14 protein-coding genes are annotated in these 15,967 nt (G+C 63.5%); 9 read left to right on the plus strand and 5 right to left on the minus strand.

What is annotated here, in order from left to right; translation table 11 throughout:
- Positions 1-143 precede the first annotated feature (143 nt).
- From XALGPE39_RS12880 to XALGPE39_RS16000, 3 genes are read left to right on the plus strand one after another with little or no spacing between them, the layout of a single operon-like run.
- A complete protein-coding gene (locus XALGPE39_RS12880; protein WP_045729207.1) occupies positions 144-746 on the plus strand; it encodes an ATP-binding cassette domain-containing protein in 603 nt (200 codons plus the stop codon).
- Positions 743-3,226, plus strand: a complete 2,484-nt coding sequence (locus tag XALGPE39_RS12885) for an FtsX-like permease family protein (RefSeq protein WP_045728519.1) — start codon at positions 743-745, stop codon at positions 3,224-3,226. The genes XALGPE39_RS12880 and XALGPE39_RS12885 overlap by 4 nt, the downstream gene beginning before the upstream one ends.
- Complete coding sequence (locus XALGPE39_RS16000) at positions 3,223-3,426, plus strand: hypothetical protein (RefSeq protein WP_045728520.1); 204 nt, start codon at positions 3,223-3,225, stop codon at positions 3,424-3,426. Before XALGPE39_RS12885 ends, XALGPE39_RS16000 begins: the two co-directional genes overlap by 4 nt.
- Positions 3,427-3,685: 259 nt before the next feature.
- Here the strand turns inward: XALGPE39_RS16000 and XALGPE39_RS16005 are convergent, their stop codons facing one another.
- The 3 genes from XALGPE39_RS16005 to XALGPE39_RS12900 form a co-directional block, all read right to left on the minus strand.
- A complete protein-coding gene (locus XALGPE39_RS16005; protein WP_235429813.1) occupies positions 3,686-3,931 on the minus strand; it encodes a hypothetical protein in 246 nt (81 codons plus the stop codon).
- Positions 3,873-4,073, minus strand: coding sequence for a hemin uptake protein HemP (locus XALGPE39_RS12895; RefSeq protein WP_045728521.1), 201 nt, complete (start codon positions 4,071-4,073; stop codon positions 3,873-3,875). The genes XALGPE39_RS16005 and XALGPE39_RS12895 overlap by 59 nt, the downstream gene beginning before the upstream one ends.
- 177 nt (positions 4,074-4,250) lie before the next feature.
- Positions 4,251-5,222 carry an aldo/keto reductase gene (locus XALGPE39_RS12900; protein WP_045728522.1) on the minus strand — a complete coding sequence of 324 codons (972 nt, stop codon included), beginning with the start codon at positions 5,220-5,222 and terminating at the stop codon, positions 4,251-4,253.
- Positions 5,223-5,415: 193 nt separating this feature from the next.
- On the opposite strand from XALGPE39_RS12900, the gene XALGPE39_RS12905 reads away from it, so the two are divergent.
- The 5 genes from XALGPE39_RS12905 (at position 5,416) to dusB (ending at position 11,917) form a co-directional block, all read left to right on the plus strand.
- Positions 5,416-6,714 (plus strand): nucleoside transporter C-terminal domain-containing protein, encoded by a 1,299-nt coding sequence (locus tag XALGPE39_RS12905; RefSeq protein ID WP_045728523.1) that lies wholly within the window; start codon positions 5,416-5,418, stop codon positions 6,712-6,714.
- A gap of 58 nt (positions 6,715-6,772) precedes the next feature.
- Positions 6,773-7,732 (plus strand): ribokinase, encoded by a 960-nt coding sequence (locus XALGPE39_RS12910; RefSeq protein WP_045728524.1) that lies wholly within the window; start codon positions 6,773-6,775, stop codon positions 7,730-7,732.
- An 84-nt stretch (positions 7,733-7,816) separates the two neighbouring features.
- Positions 7,817-8,071, plus strand: a complete 255-nt coding sequence (locus XALGPE39_RS12915; RefSeq protein ID WP_235429814.1) for a hypothetical protein — start codon at positions 7,817-7,819, stop codon at positions 8,069-8,071.
- A 399-nt stretch (positions 8,072-8,470) separates the two neighbouring features.
- Positions 8,471-10,834 carry a glycoside hydrolase family 98 domain-containing protein gene (locus XALGPE39_RS12920; protein WP_045728526.1) on the plus strand — a complete coding sequence of 788 codons (2,364 nt, stop codon included), beginning with the start codon at positions 8,471-8,473 and terminating at the stop codon, positions 10,832-10,834.
- An 84-nt stretch (positions 10,835-10,918) separates the two neighbouring features.
- Positions 10,919-11,917: a tRNA dihydrouridine synthase DusB gene (gene dusB / locus XALGPE39_RS12925; RefSeq protein WP_045728527.1), complete on the plus strand. Its 999-nt coding sequence runs from the start codon at positions 10,919-10,921 to the stop codon at positions 11,915-11,917.
- Positions 11,918-12,012: 95 nt separating this feature from the next.
- Here dusB and XALGPE39_RS12930 read toward each other — a convergent pair whose 3' ends face one another.
- Positions 12,013-12,816 (minus strand): UDP-2,3-diacylglucosamine diphosphatase, encoded by an 804-nt coding sequence (locus XALGPE39_RS12930; RefSeq protein WP_045728528.1) that lies wholly within the window; start codon positions 12,814-12,816, stop codon positions 12,013-12,015.
- A gap of 351 nt (positions 12,817-13,167) precedes the next feature.
- On the opposite strand from XALGPE39_RS12930, the gene metK reads away from it, so the two are divergent.
- A complete protein-coding gene (gene metK / locus XALGPE39_RS12935; protein WP_045728529.1) occupies positions 13,168-14,379 on the plus strand; it encodes a methionine adenosyltransferase in 1,212 nt (403 codons plus the stop codon).
- Between the two features lie 137 nt (positions 14,380-14,516).
- Here the strand turns inward: metK and XALGPE39_RS12940 are convergent, their stop codons facing one another.
- Positions 14,517-15,761, minus strand: coding sequence for a histidine-type phosphatase (locus tag XALGPE39_RS12940; RefSeq protein WP_045729208.1), 1,245 nt, complete (start codon positions 15,759-15,761; stop codon positions 14,517-14,519).
- Positions 15,762-15,967: the final 206 nt, after the last annotated feature.

Consider the following 15,967-nt stretch of genomic DNA (forward strand, 5'->3'; position numbering starts at 1 on the left):
CGCATCGCCACGCATCATCCGGAGATCCCCTCATCGACAGTCAGCCCCGCACTCCCCGCACCGGCATCGCTATCGACGTGCGCGATATCGGCAAATCCGTCAGCGGACCGGATGGGACGGTCCACATTCTCGACAAAGTCGGATTGACCATCGGTGAAGGCGACAGTGTCGCTATCGTCGGTGCGTCCGGCTCCGGCAAGACAACCTTGCTCGGTCTGCTCGCCGGCCTGGACCTGCCGACCCGTGGCGAAATCCTGCTGGCCGGGCACTCGCTCAACGCGCTGGACGAGGAAGCGCGGGCCGCGCTGCGCGCACGCATGGTCGGCTTCGTGTTTCAGAGTTTCCACCTGCTGCCGTCGCTGACGGCGGCGGAAAATGTCGCGCTACCGCTGGAACTGGCCGGACGCGAGGAGCCGGCGCGGGTCCGCGAGGTGCTGGAGGCGGTGGGCCTGAGCGCACGTGCCAAACACTATCCACGGCAGTTGTCCGGCGGCGAGCAGCAGCGTGTGGCGCTGGCGCGCGCGTTCGTGGCACGGCCACGGATTTTGTTCGCCGACGAACCCACCGGCAGCCTGGACCAAGCCACCGGGCAGCAGATCAGCGACCTGCTGTTCGCGCTCAATGTCAGCAGCGACACCACCCTGGTACTAGTCACCCACGACCTGCGCCTGGCGCAACGCTGTGCGCACCGCTACCGGCTCGACGGCGGCCGCCTGCGCGGCGCAGACACGGTGTCCGGCACATGAACCTGCTGCGCCATGCCGCACGCGCCCTGCGTCGCGAAGTGTTCGCCGGCGACCTGCTGACCGTGTTCGCCGCCCTGGTGCTGGGCGTGGCGGTGATGACTGCGGTCGGCACGCTGGTCGACCGCGTCACCCTGGCGCTGACCGCCAGCGCGGCGGAGGTGATCGGCGGCGATCTCGGGGTCAGCGGACGCCAGGAGATTCCCGCCGCTTTCGCCCAAGAAGCCCAGCGCCGCGGCCTGCGCAGCACGCGGGTGGTCAGCTTCCCGAGCGTGCTATTCCATGGCGACGCCAGCCAGATGGCCACCATCAAGGCGGTGAGCGACGGTTATCCATTACGCGGTGAACTGCGGGTGGCGCGCGATCGCGCCAGTGCCGATAGCGAAACCGCCGGACCGCCTCCGCGCGGCCAGGCCTATGCCGATCCGCGCCTGCTCGATGCACTGGGCCTGCGGCTCGGAGAGACGCTGGAATTGGGCGCGGACAGCGTGCGTGTCACCCGGGTCCTGCGCGCCGAACCGGACACCTCCGGGGAGTTGATGCAACTCTCACCACCACTGCTGGTGAACCGCGCCGACATCGACGCTGCCGGCCTGCTCGGCCCCGGCAGCCGCGCCTCTTATCGGTTGATGTTTATCGGCGCTGCGCAGGAGATCGCCGCCCTGCGTGCATGGCTGGCACCGCGCGCCAAGGCATTGCGTTTGATCGGGATCGAAGACAGCCAGCGCGGCATCCGCGGCACCTTCGACCGTGCCGGACGCTTCCTCGCGCTGACAGCCTTGCTGGCAGTCCTCCTGGCCGGCGTCGCCACGGCGCTAGCGGCCAACCGTTTCGCCATGCAGCGCATCGACAGCGTGGCGATACTGCGCTGCCTGGGCGCGCGCCAGCGCGATATCCTCGGTGCATTGGCGCTGCAATTGCTGCTGCTGGCGATTCCGGCCTGCGCGCTGGGCATTGCCCTTGGCATGCTGACACAACTCGGTTTGGTTGCCGCACTGGGCAGCCTGCTTCCCGACCGACTACCGCTGCCGCAGGCTGCACCGGCATTGAGCGGCGCCGGCATCGGCCTGCTGTTGTTGCTCGGCTTCGGCCTGCCGCCACTATTGCGCCTACGCGGCGTGCCGCCGATGCGCGTGCTCAACCGTAGTTTCGCCGCCCTGCCGCCGACCTCACTGCTGGTCTATACCGCCGCGCTGATCGCCACCGTGGTGCTGGCGGTCTACGCCACTGGCGACGGCGTGCTGGCGGCGTGGGTCCTGGGCGGACTGAGCCTGTTGGCGATGTTCGCTGCCTTGATCGGCAGCGTGCTGCTGATGTTGCTGCGACGATTGCAGTCGCGTCTGCGCGGCCCCTGGAAACTGGGTCTGGCGGCGCTGACCCGACGCCGTGCGCTAAGCGTGGTGCAATTGGTGGGCCTGTCGTTGTCGTTGTGCGCCTTGCTGTTGCTGGCGGTGATCGGACCTGGCCTGCTCGTGCAATGGCGTGAGCGCTTGCCGGCGGACACACCGAATTATTTCCTGATGAACATCCAGCCCAAACAAGTCGGCCCGGTGCTCGCCACCTTGCGCGGACTCGGCGTCGCCGATCCGACGGCCGAGCCACTGAGCACCGGCAAACTGCTGGCAATCAACGGCAAGCCGCCCCAAGGCCACACGCAAGGACCAGACGACGATGGCGACGCAGCCGACCGTCCGATCAACTTCTCCTGGCGGCACCACTTTCCACCCGCCAATCGTTTATTGTCCGGTCGCTTCTGGAGCGCGAGCAGCACGGCGGCCGAGGCATCGGTGGAAGAGGCCTGGGCGCGACGCTACAACTTGCGACTCGGCGATCGCATCACCCTGTTGCTCGGCGAGCAGCAACGCAGCTTCACCGTGACCAGCGTGCGCAAGGCCGACTGGGATTCGTTCCGAGCCAACTTCTTCCTGCTGCTCAACGCCGGTGCAGTGCAGGATGCGCCATACAACCTGATCAGTGCGTTTCATTTGCCACACAGCTCCACCGTTAAACTGAGCGTCCTCAGCCGCACGTATCCGAACGTGTCGCTGCTGGACATCGATGCAATTTTGCAACGCGTGCGGGAGGTCATCGACCGCGTGGCGCAGGCGGTGCAACTGGTCATGGGTTTCAGCCTGGTGGCCGGTGCCTTGGTGCTACTGGCGGCATTGCAGGCGACCGCTGGCGAGCGCCGCTACGACAGCGCGGTATTGCGCACACTGGGCGCACGCCGTGGGCAACTGCGCGGCGCGGTCCTGGTGGAATTCGGTGCACTCGGCCTGCTCGCCGCGCTGCTCGCGACCAGTGCGGCGGCACTCATCGGCGTGGTGGTCGCCAAACAAGCCTTCGACCTGACCCTGACACCTCCATGGCCAGCGCTATTGCTCGGTGGCGTTGGCGGCGTCGGATTGAGCGTACTGGCCGGCTGGTCGGGAACGCGGCGCATCCTGCGCACGCCACCGGCGTTGGCACTGCGCGAGCCATGAACGCGACCGGCACCGATAGTGTGGATGCTGAATTCCAAGCGCTGCGACGCTTCGCAAATCCATTGCTGACACCATTGTTTGGTCACGTGACCGCTCTTGGCGTCTACCAGCAGATGTTGCAATGCCACTTTGCTCAGGCTGTCCGCGACGACGACGACCACATTCGTCGCCGCCACTGGGTGGCGACGGCGCACGCGTGACCGGATTACAGCCACACTATCTGGTCAACGTCGCACTGGGCAACATCTCCGCATCGATGTAGCGGCGACCCGTCACGTTGAACACGTCGGCATTGCGCATCACGCCCAGCGCCAGATCGCGCCAAGCTTGAACAAGACCTGGGTTGTATCGATCCTCTTCACCGCCACTGCGAGATTGCGGGTCGCGAGGACCGCATCCACATGCAGTAATCACCGATCATCGTCCGCACGCAGCGCCGAAATCAGACTGAAGCGGCCATCAGTCGGCGCTGGCCTTAAGCGTGGTGGTGATCGAAAAATCGCGCACCGGGAACGTCTCGATGCTCACCGCCTTACCGATTGCTCCGGTGCGCAAGTTTTGCGTCTGGCGGCCATGCTCTTCGCGCGTCTCGGCCTGCAACAGGTCGATGGCGTCACTGATGTCGTGCAGCGCAGCCGAACAGACATCACTTGGTGAGAATGAGTTTGTCGTTACTGGTGTGACGCAGGCGATAGAGCCGGTCACCATGCTGGATCAGGACCTCACGACGGCCGTTGAGCAACGACTGACTCGTGACAGGTGCGTCGACCGGCAGCGCGCGCGACAACACGCGTTCGGGCAGGCTCAGGATCTCGGGACGACGTAGCAAAACGGTTTGAGCGGTCATGGTCGAATTCCTTCCACAGGGCACTTCCAATAATAATGATTCTCAATTACTTATCAAGACTGATTCTCATCAAATCAATTCAAATTCAAGATCGAATCTTTAACTTTGAAAGTCAAAACAAATTGAGGTGCCGCCATTGACCCGTGGACAGGCGCAAGGCGGCCCCCATGCCCATGCTCACTCCACGGCAGCTTCGACCCTGTCCCACAGCGCCTTATCCTCGCGTCCGGCCCACTCCAGCGCGCTGAGATTCTCCAGCAATTGCGCGACCCGGCTAGCGCCGAGGATCACCGTGGACACCTGCGGGTGACGCAAGCACCAGGCAATCGCCAACACCGCCGGGGCCACGCCCTCGGCCGCGGCCAGCGCGGTGAAGGCGCGCGCTCGCGCGACCCGGCGCTGCGCTGGCGGCCCGATCACTTCCTCCTGTAACCAGGCGTTGCGGTCCTGTCCCAGCCGCGAAGCCGGATCGATCCCATCGTTGTACTTGCCTGTCAGCAACCCCGAGGCCAGCGGCGACCAGATCGTGGTGCCCAAACCAAGCTCGTCATAGAGCGGCGCGTATTCCTGTTCCACACGCTGACGATGCAACAGGTTGTACTGCGGCTGCTCCATCGACGGCCCGTGCAGGCCGAGCGCACGCGCGACCTGCGCCGCTTCGCGAATGCGCTCGGCCGGCCATTCGGACGTGCCCCAATACAAGACCTTGCCCTGCCGGATCAACGCGTCCATCGCGCGCACGGTTTCCTCGACCGGGGTGTCCGGATCGGGGCGATGACAGTAGTACAAGTCCAGATACTCCACCCGCAGACGTTTGAGCGCGGCATGGCAGGCATCGGTGATGTGCTTGCGCGACAAGCCGCGTTGCGTCGGACGCGGTGCCTCGACTGCGCCGAAATAGACCTTGCTGGACACACAGTAGCCATCACGCGGCAGGCGTAGATCGGCGATCACATCGCCCATCACCTGTTCGGCGCGACCGTGCGCGTAGATCTCGGCGTTATCGAAAAAATTGATCCCGTGATCCCAGGCGGCGGCGATCAGATTACGCGCTTCGTCGCGACCTGCCTCTGCGCCAAAGTTGATCCAGGCACCGAACGACAACGCCGACAATTGCAACCCAGTGGTACCAAGGCGACGGTAGAGCATGGCAATTCCTCCTACGATATCGGCCCATTACACGGCCGGTGGACGGTTGCACAGTCTAGAGCGATCGACATCGAAGTGAGTGCGAAGCCAGTTGGAGTGCGTTGCAAAAAAGCCTGCGCGGCAACCAACGCGCCTTGCCGCATGTGCCACCCTGCACTAGGCTTCCTTCCTTTGCGCTGGCCAGGAGAGGCAAATGGTCGAAGGTTTGGGAAGGATCGGCTTCGGCCTGTTCGGACTGGCGGTGCTGATCGCAATCACCTGGCTATTCTCCAACAACCGCCGCGCGGTGGACTGGAAACTGGTAACGACCGGCTTGCTCCTGCAGATCGGCTTCGCGGCATTGGTGCTGCTGGTGCCCGGCGGGCGCGACGTGTTCGACTGGTTGGGTCGGGGATTCGTGAAGGTGCTGAGCTTCGTCAACGATGGCTCCAGCTTCATCTTCGGCACCCTGATGGATAGCAAAACCTACGGCTTCATCTTCGCTTTCCAAGTGCTGCCGACCATCATCTTTTTCTCCGCGTTGATGGGCGTGCTGTACCACCTGGGCGTGATGCAAACGGTGGTCAGGCTGATGGCCTGGGCGATCACCAAAGTGATGCGCGTGTCCGGCGCGGAAACCACCAGCGTCTGCGCCAGCGTCTTCATCGGCCAGACCGAGGCACCGCTGACAGTACGCCCGTACATCGGGAAGATGACCGAATCGGAACTGCTGACGATGATGATCGGCGGCATGGCGCACATCGCCGGCGGCGTATTGGCCGCCTACGTGGGCATGCTCGGCGGCGGCGACCCGCTCGAACAGGCGTTCTACGCCAAGCACCTGCTGGCGGCGAGCATCATGGCCGCGCCGGCCACGCTGGTCGTCGCCAAAGTGCTGATCCCGGAAACGGCGACACCGCTGACCCACGGCACGGTCAAGATAGAAGTGGAAAAAACCACCAGCAACGTGATCGACGCCGCCGCCGTCGGTGCCGGCGACGGCTTGCGCCTGGCACTGAACATCGGTGCGATGCTGCTGGCCTTCATCGCATTGATCGCACTGGTCAATGCGCCGCTGACCTGGTTCGGCGACATCACCGGGCTGGCCAGGACAATCGGCCACCCCACCGACCTGGCGACCCTCTTCGGCTACGTGCTGGCACCCATCGCCTGGGTGATCGGCACACCGTGGACGGATGCGACCACGGTCGGTTCGCTGATCGGGCAGAAGGTGGTCATCAACGAATTCGTGGCCTACACGCAATTGTCCAAGATCGTGACAGGCCAAATTCCCGGCACACATCTGAGCGAAGAAGGCCGGCTGATCGCGACCTACGCGCTGTGCGGGTTCGCCAACTTCAGCTCCATTGCGATCCAGATCGGTGGCATTGGCGGCCTGGCTCCCGAACGCCGCCACGATCTGGCACGTTTCGGCCTGCGCGCTGTGCTCGGCGGTTCGGTTGCCACCTTCATGACCGCCACCATCGCCGGCGTGCTGTCGCACTTTGCCTGAGCCGGATCCACGCACCACGCACCCCGTTCTTTATTCCAGTTCCAATCGAGAAACAGCCATGTCTACGCGTTCGGTCATCGTCGTCGGTTCGTTCAATGTTGACCATGTGTGGCGCTGCGACAGCCTGCCGGCGTCAGGCGCGACCATCACCGGCCGCTACAGCACCGGCCCCGGCGGCAAAGGTTTCAATCAGGCAGTCGCCGCGGCCCGTGCCGGCGCGCACACCAGTTTTGTCTGCGCACTGGGCGATGACGCTGGCGGTGCGATGGCCCGCGCACTGGCCGCACAAGACGATATCGCCCTGATCGCCGAAGTCAGCAGCGAACCGACCGGCACCGGCGGCATCTACGTCGATGCACACGGCCACAACACCATCGTTGTCGGCCCTGGCGCCAACGCCGCGTTGCGACTGGAGTTCGTACACGCACAACGCGCACTGTTGGAATCGGCGCGGGTGCTGCTGGCACAGTTGGAATCGCCTATCGAAACCATCGCAGGCACCCTGGCCCTGGCACGCGAGGCCGGTCTGACCACAGTGCTCAACGCCGCACCCGCGAATGCGCAGACCAGTATCGCCTTGCTCAATCTGGCCGACGTCCTCACCCCCAACGAAACCGAGTTCGCCGCCCTGCTCGCGCGCCACGTCGGCGAACGCGTGGACGCCGACGCCATCGCCGCCACCGACGGCGGTAGCTTGCACGCACTGTGCCGCAAACTACTGCCGGACGGCACCGTCGTAGTGACCTTGGGTGCAGTCGGCACCTTCATCTCGCACCCCGAGGAACACCTGCGCGGCGACACCCAGGCCTATTACCGCATCGGTGCCGAAGCCGCGCACACCGTCGATACCACCGGTGCCGGCGACGCATTCAACGGGGCTCTCGCCGCCTCGCTGGCGTTGGTGCCTCACGTCGCTTTCGCCACCCATGTGCGCTTCGCCAACCACTACGCGGCCCGCTCGACCGAGGCGGCGGGTGCCTCGGCATCCATGCCGCACATCACCCCGGACCTCGGCTGACCCATCGCAAACGGCAACTTCGACCAAGCAGTGGACAGTTGCGAAAGCGCCTGGACACCGCATCCGAGCCAGGAACACCACGACTTGCCTGACATGGCGCATCGGCCTGCACACATCCGGCATGCGCGGATGCGCCACGATGAGCGCAAATCGCAATCGCGCGACCACGCAGCATCAGTTGGTTTTGTCGTCATTGCGATCTCTGAAGATGTTGCCAAAATCGCGTGGCTCGCCAATGCCATGTTGGCAACACACGACAGTGGCTTGAACGAGCAATGCCGATGGAACGCCTTTCGCAAGCATGTCCCCAAGGAGCGATACAACGCGTGCGGTGGATAGCGCGAAGCGGCGAAATCAGGTAACGGCGGAATGGGGATGTGACAGGCAAATGGATGGAACGCAGTCTCCGGCAAGCGTGGGACATTGACCGATTGCCTCGACACAGCCACGTGTGACCCAACAACAGTCACCGCCACAGTGGCACGTCATGTGTTCGTCATACATCTCGCAAACTGCAAGGCGACAACGCCGTCAGCACTCTCCTGCGACCAGCCGACATGCGGCACTTTTTGTAGCCATCTGAGTAAGCACAGGTGTACAACGTGTCAACGTTCCCAGTTGCAGCCGCACTTGCTTGCTAGGCTATTAGGGCGCTGCGCAAATGCACCGTCGCGTCGCAGGCTGCGACCACTTTGGGTGTATTAGCTAGGCCACTCTCTCCGCAGACGGAAACCACCGATGAAAATGCCACGCGAGTTGCATAAATGCGCGCTGCCGTGCGTATTCCTGAGCATGCTGTTGAGCGCATGCGGCGGCGATGGAAACACACATAGCGCCGCCGATACCCCACAGCAAACAACGGCGGCAACGCCCACCGTGTGGTCGACGACTACACGCACACCGGCTGCGGCAACCGTGCCGCGCCAGGTCACCAGCCAGACCGATAACAGCACTGCACTGCGCCGGCCGCTGTCGCCAAGCCAGCCGATGTTCCTGATCCATGCCGATACATGGAACGTCCCCGACCCGCAGAAAATCATCGATCTGATTCCCACCGATCTGCGGCCTTACACCGTACTGCTGATTAGCTTATCCATCGCTCACAATGGCGCCACCGGCAACCAATGCAACTGGGTGCATGTGAAGAACGGCCTCGAGACCGCGCGTTCCTGGATCAAAACCGCCGCCGCCAATGGCGTGTGGGCGATGATCCAGCCCTCCAGCGGTGGCTTCAGCCATTTCCCCGACTATCCAGCGGATGCGGACCTGGAATCCACCATCTACGGCGAGTTCTTCCACGATTATCCGAATTTCATCGGCTTCAACTATGCCGAGCAGTTCTGGGGATTCGATGAACCGTGTTCCGGCTCGGCCATCCAACGCTGGGAGCACTGGGCGAACCTGCTCAAACTCACCAACAAATACGGCGGCTATCTGGCAGTGAGCTTCACCGGTGGATTCTGGGGTGCGAACATCAATCCGCTGGCCATGGTCAAGCGCGACCAGACCCTGCGCAATGCGTTGAGCAACTACGCGCAGAACTTCATCATCGAAGAAAAATTCACCACCGATTACGGTTATCACGATATCGAGAGCGTGAGCCTGGGCATGTTCCTGTCAGGCTTCGCCGGCCATTACGGCATTCGGCCTGATCGCAGCGGCTGGTACGACAGCAAAGGCGACAACAGCGACAACTATCCCGTGCAGGCCGGCTCACCGCACTTGATCGAACACCTGACCTTCACCGGCGAGACCGTGTTCGATGGTCCCGAGCAAATCAGATTGGATGCGGTGCATAACCTGCCCAATGCGACCACCGCCGACGGCTACACCAGCCGACGCTGGGAGTTCTATCCGCATTTCCGCAATATCCATCTGGACATCTATCGCAAGATTCTCGACGGCACACTGCGTATCCTCAGCCGTCAGGAAGTGATCGACCGCTCCAAAGTGGTGATCGTCAACGACACCACTAGCGGCGACGACAGAAACCTGTATTCCTCACCGGAGTCGCTATTCACCGGGCTGTATCTGCTCGATGGCGATGGCACTTATTTGAACCAGCACAGTTGGTACAAGAAAACCGGTCGTTATCCAGCCATTCCCACCGTCTGGCAATTGACCGACGACACCGCCAAGTCGTTCAAGGTGCAGATTCCCAGGAGCACCTACGCAACCCGCTGGCCCACGCTCAACGACAAGCTCAACGAACTCAACACGCTGTTCCCGCAGGAATACACCGGCACCCTCTACGCTGGGCGGCAAGACAACACCTGGGTCACCTACAACCCGTTCAAGACCAACCAGAGCGCCAGCGGCACCATCCCACTGAAATACAACAGTTGCGCCACGCTCAACCTGACCTATGGCCCCTATACCAGCGGCGTAATCAAGGAATTCCCGCAGACACTATCGATCTACCTCACCAACTACGACTCCCCCAACGGCGCGTTGAAAACCGACACGATCGATATCGAAGGCGCCATCACCACGCCAACCTTCACCTTTGCTGATCGCGGCGATCACCAGGCCAGCATCGTCACCAGCACCGCGACAGCCAATGGACTGACACTAAACGTGGCACACAACGGCCCTCTGGATATCACCGTGCAATGCACCGGCATCGCCAACGCGGGCCAGACAGCGCCGGCGATCACCCCCTTGCAGCCACCGGATGCGCCGCCTGCCTATACCGGCGTGCAGCAGTACGAGGCGGAGAACTTCGATTTCCGCAACATCCGTAATCTGGTCGCCTACGGCGCATACGGCCCCGTGCACAATTACCAGGCGATGGGCTATGTCGACTTCGGCAGCAATCCCGCTGCCAGCATCCGCACCAACGTCAACGTCCCCAGCGCCGGCACGTATCAATTGCAAACGCGGTACTCGACCGCCGGCGCAAGCATCGGCACCGTGGATCTGTACATCAACGGCGTCAACGTCGGCACGCCGGCATTCGCGCAGACCACCTCGGCCAGCGACTGGGCCACGCTGCAACAGCCGGTGACATTGAACGCCGGCAGTAACCGCGTCGAATTCCGCGCCAAGGCGTCGGCGCCGGCAGCGCTGTACCTGGACAACATCCGTCTCTCCTCCCAGTAAAGGCAGGCCGCCACCCGGCCTGCTTGGGAGTCAGCACTGGCGGCCACGAAGGCATCTACGTGGCCGCCCCGCTACACTAGGGGCATGCGCATCGGCCCCTACACCATCGACCCCAAGGTGATCCTGGCGCCGATGGCCGGAGTCACCGACAAGCCGTTCCGGCTATTGTGCAAACGCCTGGGGGCCGGTCTGGCGGTGTCGGAGATGACCCTCTCCGACCCGCGTTTCTGGCAGACCCGCAAATCGCTGCAACGCATGGACCACGCTGGCGAACCGGACCCGATCAGCGTGCAGATCGCCGGCACGCAACCGCAGCAATTGGCGGACGCGGCGCGCTACAACGCCGACCATGGCGCGCAACTGATCGACATCAACATGGGCTGCCCGGCGAAGAAAGTGTGCAACGCCTGGGCCGGCTCGGCGCTGATGCGCGACGAAGCACTGGTAGCACGCATTCTCGACGCGGTGGTGAAAGCATCGCCCGTACCGGTGACGTTGAAGATCCGCACCGGCTGGGACAGCGACCACCGCAACGGACCGACCATCGCCCGGATTGCCGAAGACTGCGGCATCGCCGCACTGGCCGTACACGGGCGTACCCGCGACCAGCACTACAGCGGCCAGGCCGAGTACGCGACGATCGCGCAGATCAAGGCCATGCTGCGCATTCCGGTGATCGCCAACGGCGACATCGATTCACCGCACAAAGCCGCGCAGGTGCTGGCGGCCACCGGCGCCGATGCGGTGATGATCGGCCGTGCCGCGCAAGGCCGCCCCTGGATCTTCGGCGAGATCGCACATTACCTGGCCCACGGCGAAATGCGTCCAGCGCCATCGCTGACATTCGTGCGCGACACGTTGCTCGATCATTTGCACGCGCTGTACACGTTCTACGGTGAAGCGCAAGGCGTGCGCATCGCGCGCAAGCATCTGGGCTGGTACGCCAAAGACCGGCCGGAGAACGCCGCCTTCCGCGCCGTGGTCAACCGCGCAGAAAGCGCGCAAGCGCAATTGGCGCTGACCGCCGATTATTTCGATGCGTTAATCGCCGGCATATCGCCAGCGCTCTCCAGCGCGGCTTGAACAAAATGCACCGGGAACACCGCATCTGCGTGCCCACAGCGCGCACGGCAGCACGACGCCGAGCACGAACGGACTCCACCACAACCGGCTTGGCGCTACGCCGCCTGCGACAGCAACAACGCGCGCGGTGGCAGGGTCTGCAATACCTGCCCGGTATGTGAGAGCAATTGCAAACGGCCCTGATGGTCTTCGCTGAGCGCGGTGAGGCTCTCGACCCAGTCACCATCGTTGGCGTACACCAGCCCATCACGCTCGAACAAACCGGCGCGGTGCACATGACCACAGATCACACCATCCAGGCCACGGCGGCGCGCATCGTCCAGGCCCGCGCTGACAAAGCGCTCGATATAGCGCTCGGCGGCACTGCTCTGCCGCTTCAGATAATCGGCCAACGACCAGTAGCGCATGCCGAAGCGACGGCGCACGCGGTTAGTCAATTGGTTGCCGGTAAGAATGCGGTAATACAGCCAATCGCCGAACTTTTCCTGCAAACCACCGAACTGGGTCATGGCATCGTAATCGTCGCCATGCACCACCAATAGCCTGCGTCCGTCGGCGGTCGCATGCACCGCACGGCGGCGGACCTGCATGGTCGGCAGCGCCAAACCGCAGAAGCGACGGATCGGACGGTCGTGATTGCCGGGTACGTAGATCAATTCGGTGCCACTGCGCGCCAGCGCATGCAGCGCATCCACCACGCGCTGATGGCCCGCGCCCCAGACCGCACGCCGCTGCGCCATCCACCAAAAATCGACGATATCGCCAACCAGATACACCTGATTGCAACGCAGGCCGCCGAGAAAATCGGCAAGCTCGCTGGCATGGCAGTGCGGCGCGCCGAGATGCACGTCGGAGACGAACACCGCGCGCCGTGGTGACAGGCGACTGATCGTATTCATGCGATTGCTCCTGCTTCACCGCGGGGACGCTCTCGGCAGGGCGCGCTACTTGCGGCGGCTGTGCACTGGAATCGCCTCTGCGGCTGCGTCCGGCCGCAGCCAAGATGGGCGAAGCATTTCTGAACACTGCGTTCCAATCGGAGCACAGCACGTCCCCATTGCTGACTTAGACATAGCTTGGACGCCGGCAACGACAACGTTCTTGCAATCCGGCTACGGCACGATGACGCCCCCACGCGCCCCACGAACGGTTAACCCCGCACAACATCGAGCGCGACGCAATGCACGATTGCGCACGCAGGTGTATCATGAATGTCCATCTTTTCATCCGAATGCAAGGATATAGCCGCGATGTCCAGCTATCTCTTCACCTCCGAGTCGGTCTCCGAAGGCCACCCGGACAAGATCGCCGACCAGATCTCCGATGCCGTGCTCGACGCGATCCTGACCCAGGACAAGCGCGCGCGCGTGGCTTGCGAAACGTTGGTCAAGACCGGCGTGGCCATCGTCGCCGGCGAGATCACCACCAGCGCCTGGATCGATCTGGAAGCGGTCACGCGTAAGGTGATCCTGGATATCGGCTACAACAGCTCGCAGGTCGGCTTCGACGGCGAGACCTGCGGCGTGCTCAACCTGATCGGCAAGCAGTCGCCGGACATCAACCAGGGCGTGGACCGGAAGAAGCCGGAAGAACAAGGCGCTGGCGACCAGGGCCTGATGTTCGGCTACGCCACCCGCGAGACCGAGAGCTTCATGCCGGCCGCCATTCACCTCTCCCATCGTCTGGTCGAGCAACAGGCCAAGGTGCGCAAGAAGAAGAATTCGCCGCTGGCGTGGCTGCGCCCGGACGCCAAGAGTCAGGTGACCCTGCGCTATGAAAACGGCGTGGCGACGGCGATCGACGCGGTGGTGCTGTCCACCCAGCACGATCCGGAGATCAAGCAGAAACACCTGATCGAAGCCGTGCGCGAGGAAATCCTCAAGCCCGTGCTGCCGGCCAAGTGGCTGCACAAGGACACCAAGTTCCACATCAACCCGACCGGCAAGTTCGTGATCGGCGGGCCGGTGGGCGACTGCGGCCTGACCGGACGCAAGATCATCGTCGACACCTACGGCGGCTGGGCGCGCCACGGCGGCGGTGCGTTCTCGGGCAAGGATCCGTCCAAGGTCGACCGCTCGGCAGCCTATGCCGCGCGCTACGTGGCCAAGAACGTCGTGGCCGCTGGCCTGGCCGACCGCTGCGAAGTACAGGTGTCCTACGCCATCGGCGTGGCCGAGCCGACTTCGATCTCGGTCACCACATTCGGTACCGGCAAGATCGCCGACGACAAGATCGAAAAGCTGATCCGCAAGCACTTCGATCTGCGTCCATTCGGCATCATCAGGATGCTCGACCTGATCCACCCGATGTATCAGCAGACCGCTTCCTACGGCCACTTCGGCCGCACCCCGAAAGCCTTCAGCTACACCGACGGCACCGGCGCACAGCACCATGCCACGGCGTTCTCGTGGGAGAAGACCGACCGCGCCGAGGCGCTGCGGGCGGACGCCAAGCTGAAGTAAGCCGGCGACTCCACGTCTGCACGAAGAACGGGCCGCAATGCGGCCCGTTTTTTATTTCCTGCATTCGGTAAACCAAACGCGTCGCACAAACGCATCGCACAGATGAAGCGTGTGGCGGCGCATGCGCTCGCCTCGGCTCAACCGCGGCGCTGTAGCGCTTGCTTCAACAGTGCCTGGAACTGCGGCAATGGGCACAGGCCAGTCGCGGGATCGCTGCAACCGGGCACCTGCAAGGTCTGCAACAACGGCGGTGCACGCAAGCTCAGCGGAGTCAATGCACGCAGTTGGTCCAGCGACTGCGCCTGGTAACGCACACGCACGTAATGCTGACCGCTGCGCAGGTCGCGCAGTTGCTCCAACACCAACGCTCCACCTGGCGGCGCATCGTCGCGACCATAGCCGGGCAGGTGGAAATGCAGATCGAGCAAGCCGCTGAGCGCGGCGATATGCGTATCGCTGGCGACCAGCACACTCACCCGTGGCGCGTCAGCCACACCCAGCGTATCCAGCACGCGGCGCGCCAGGGGTGCGCCAGCGCGCGCGGCCATGTACTGCGGACGCGCATAGATCTCGAACAACAACGCGTGCAACCGCGACACCATGCCCAGACGCTCAAGCGTGGCGCGGCCCCAGCCGACCTGATCCAGCGGCAAGCCCTCGGTGTATTGCAGGATGAACACCTCGGCGGTGCCCGAGGTCAGGTCCAACGGTCCGTGCAAGGCAAGGCTGCGGCCGTTGCCACCCGGCGTCAGCGACGACGGCATGTGGACAAAGTCGCACGCCTGCGTGCAGCCGAGAATCTGCTGCATGGTTTGCAGCTCTTTCGCATACGGTGCCAACAGCGCAGCCGGACCACCGGTCTGGCGCTGGATCGACGCCACCGCGGCGGTAGCGTCGAAGTCCACCGCACCGGCCTCGACCGGACGGAACAGCGGATCGTCACTGCCCTCGGCTTGGTGCCCCACCTGCAACTTGCACCCTGGTGCCAACGCCTCGGCCAGAATCTGCGCGCTGGCAATCGTGCGTTGATCGGTATTGGCGTAGACGCTGACCGTAGACTGCGCCGGGCAGCCATGAGCGGGCAGAACAGCATCGCGCAATAACCATTGCCGGGTGTAGTCGCCGCTGAGTTTCACTGCCGCACGCCCATGCGCACTGAGCAGACTCGGCGGTGTCGTCCACACCGGCCATGGCTGCGGCGCCAACGTGGCGGCGGCCGCCTCGCCGGGCAGTGGTGCGCGCACGCCGTGGCGAAACAGCATCCACACCTGCTCCACCTGCAACTTAGGCGCAGGCGCCACCTTCACAGCAGGCCGCGCCTGCGCGGCCAACGTCGCCGCAATCAAGACGCTCCACACCATCCAGCGCATGCTTGTGTTCATCGTCATTTCCAAAAACAAAAAAAGAGCCGTTCACGGCGGGTCAACGCGACCGCAAGCGGTGATCCGGTCGCAACGCGATCCTGCCGCGATAACAAACCAATCGCTACAGCCACCATCGCACCTGCGCGGTGGATGGCAGCCGAGCATGATGATGCGATCCGAGCCGTTGCAATCAGTCCAAGCGCAACGTCCGCATCGGTGCGGTG

The organism is Xanthomonas sp. GPE 39 (assembly GCF_000963005.1).
Taxonomy (GTDB): domain Bacteria; phylum Pseudomonadota; class Gammaproteobacteria; order Xanthomonadales; family Xanthomonadaceae; genus Xanthomonas_A.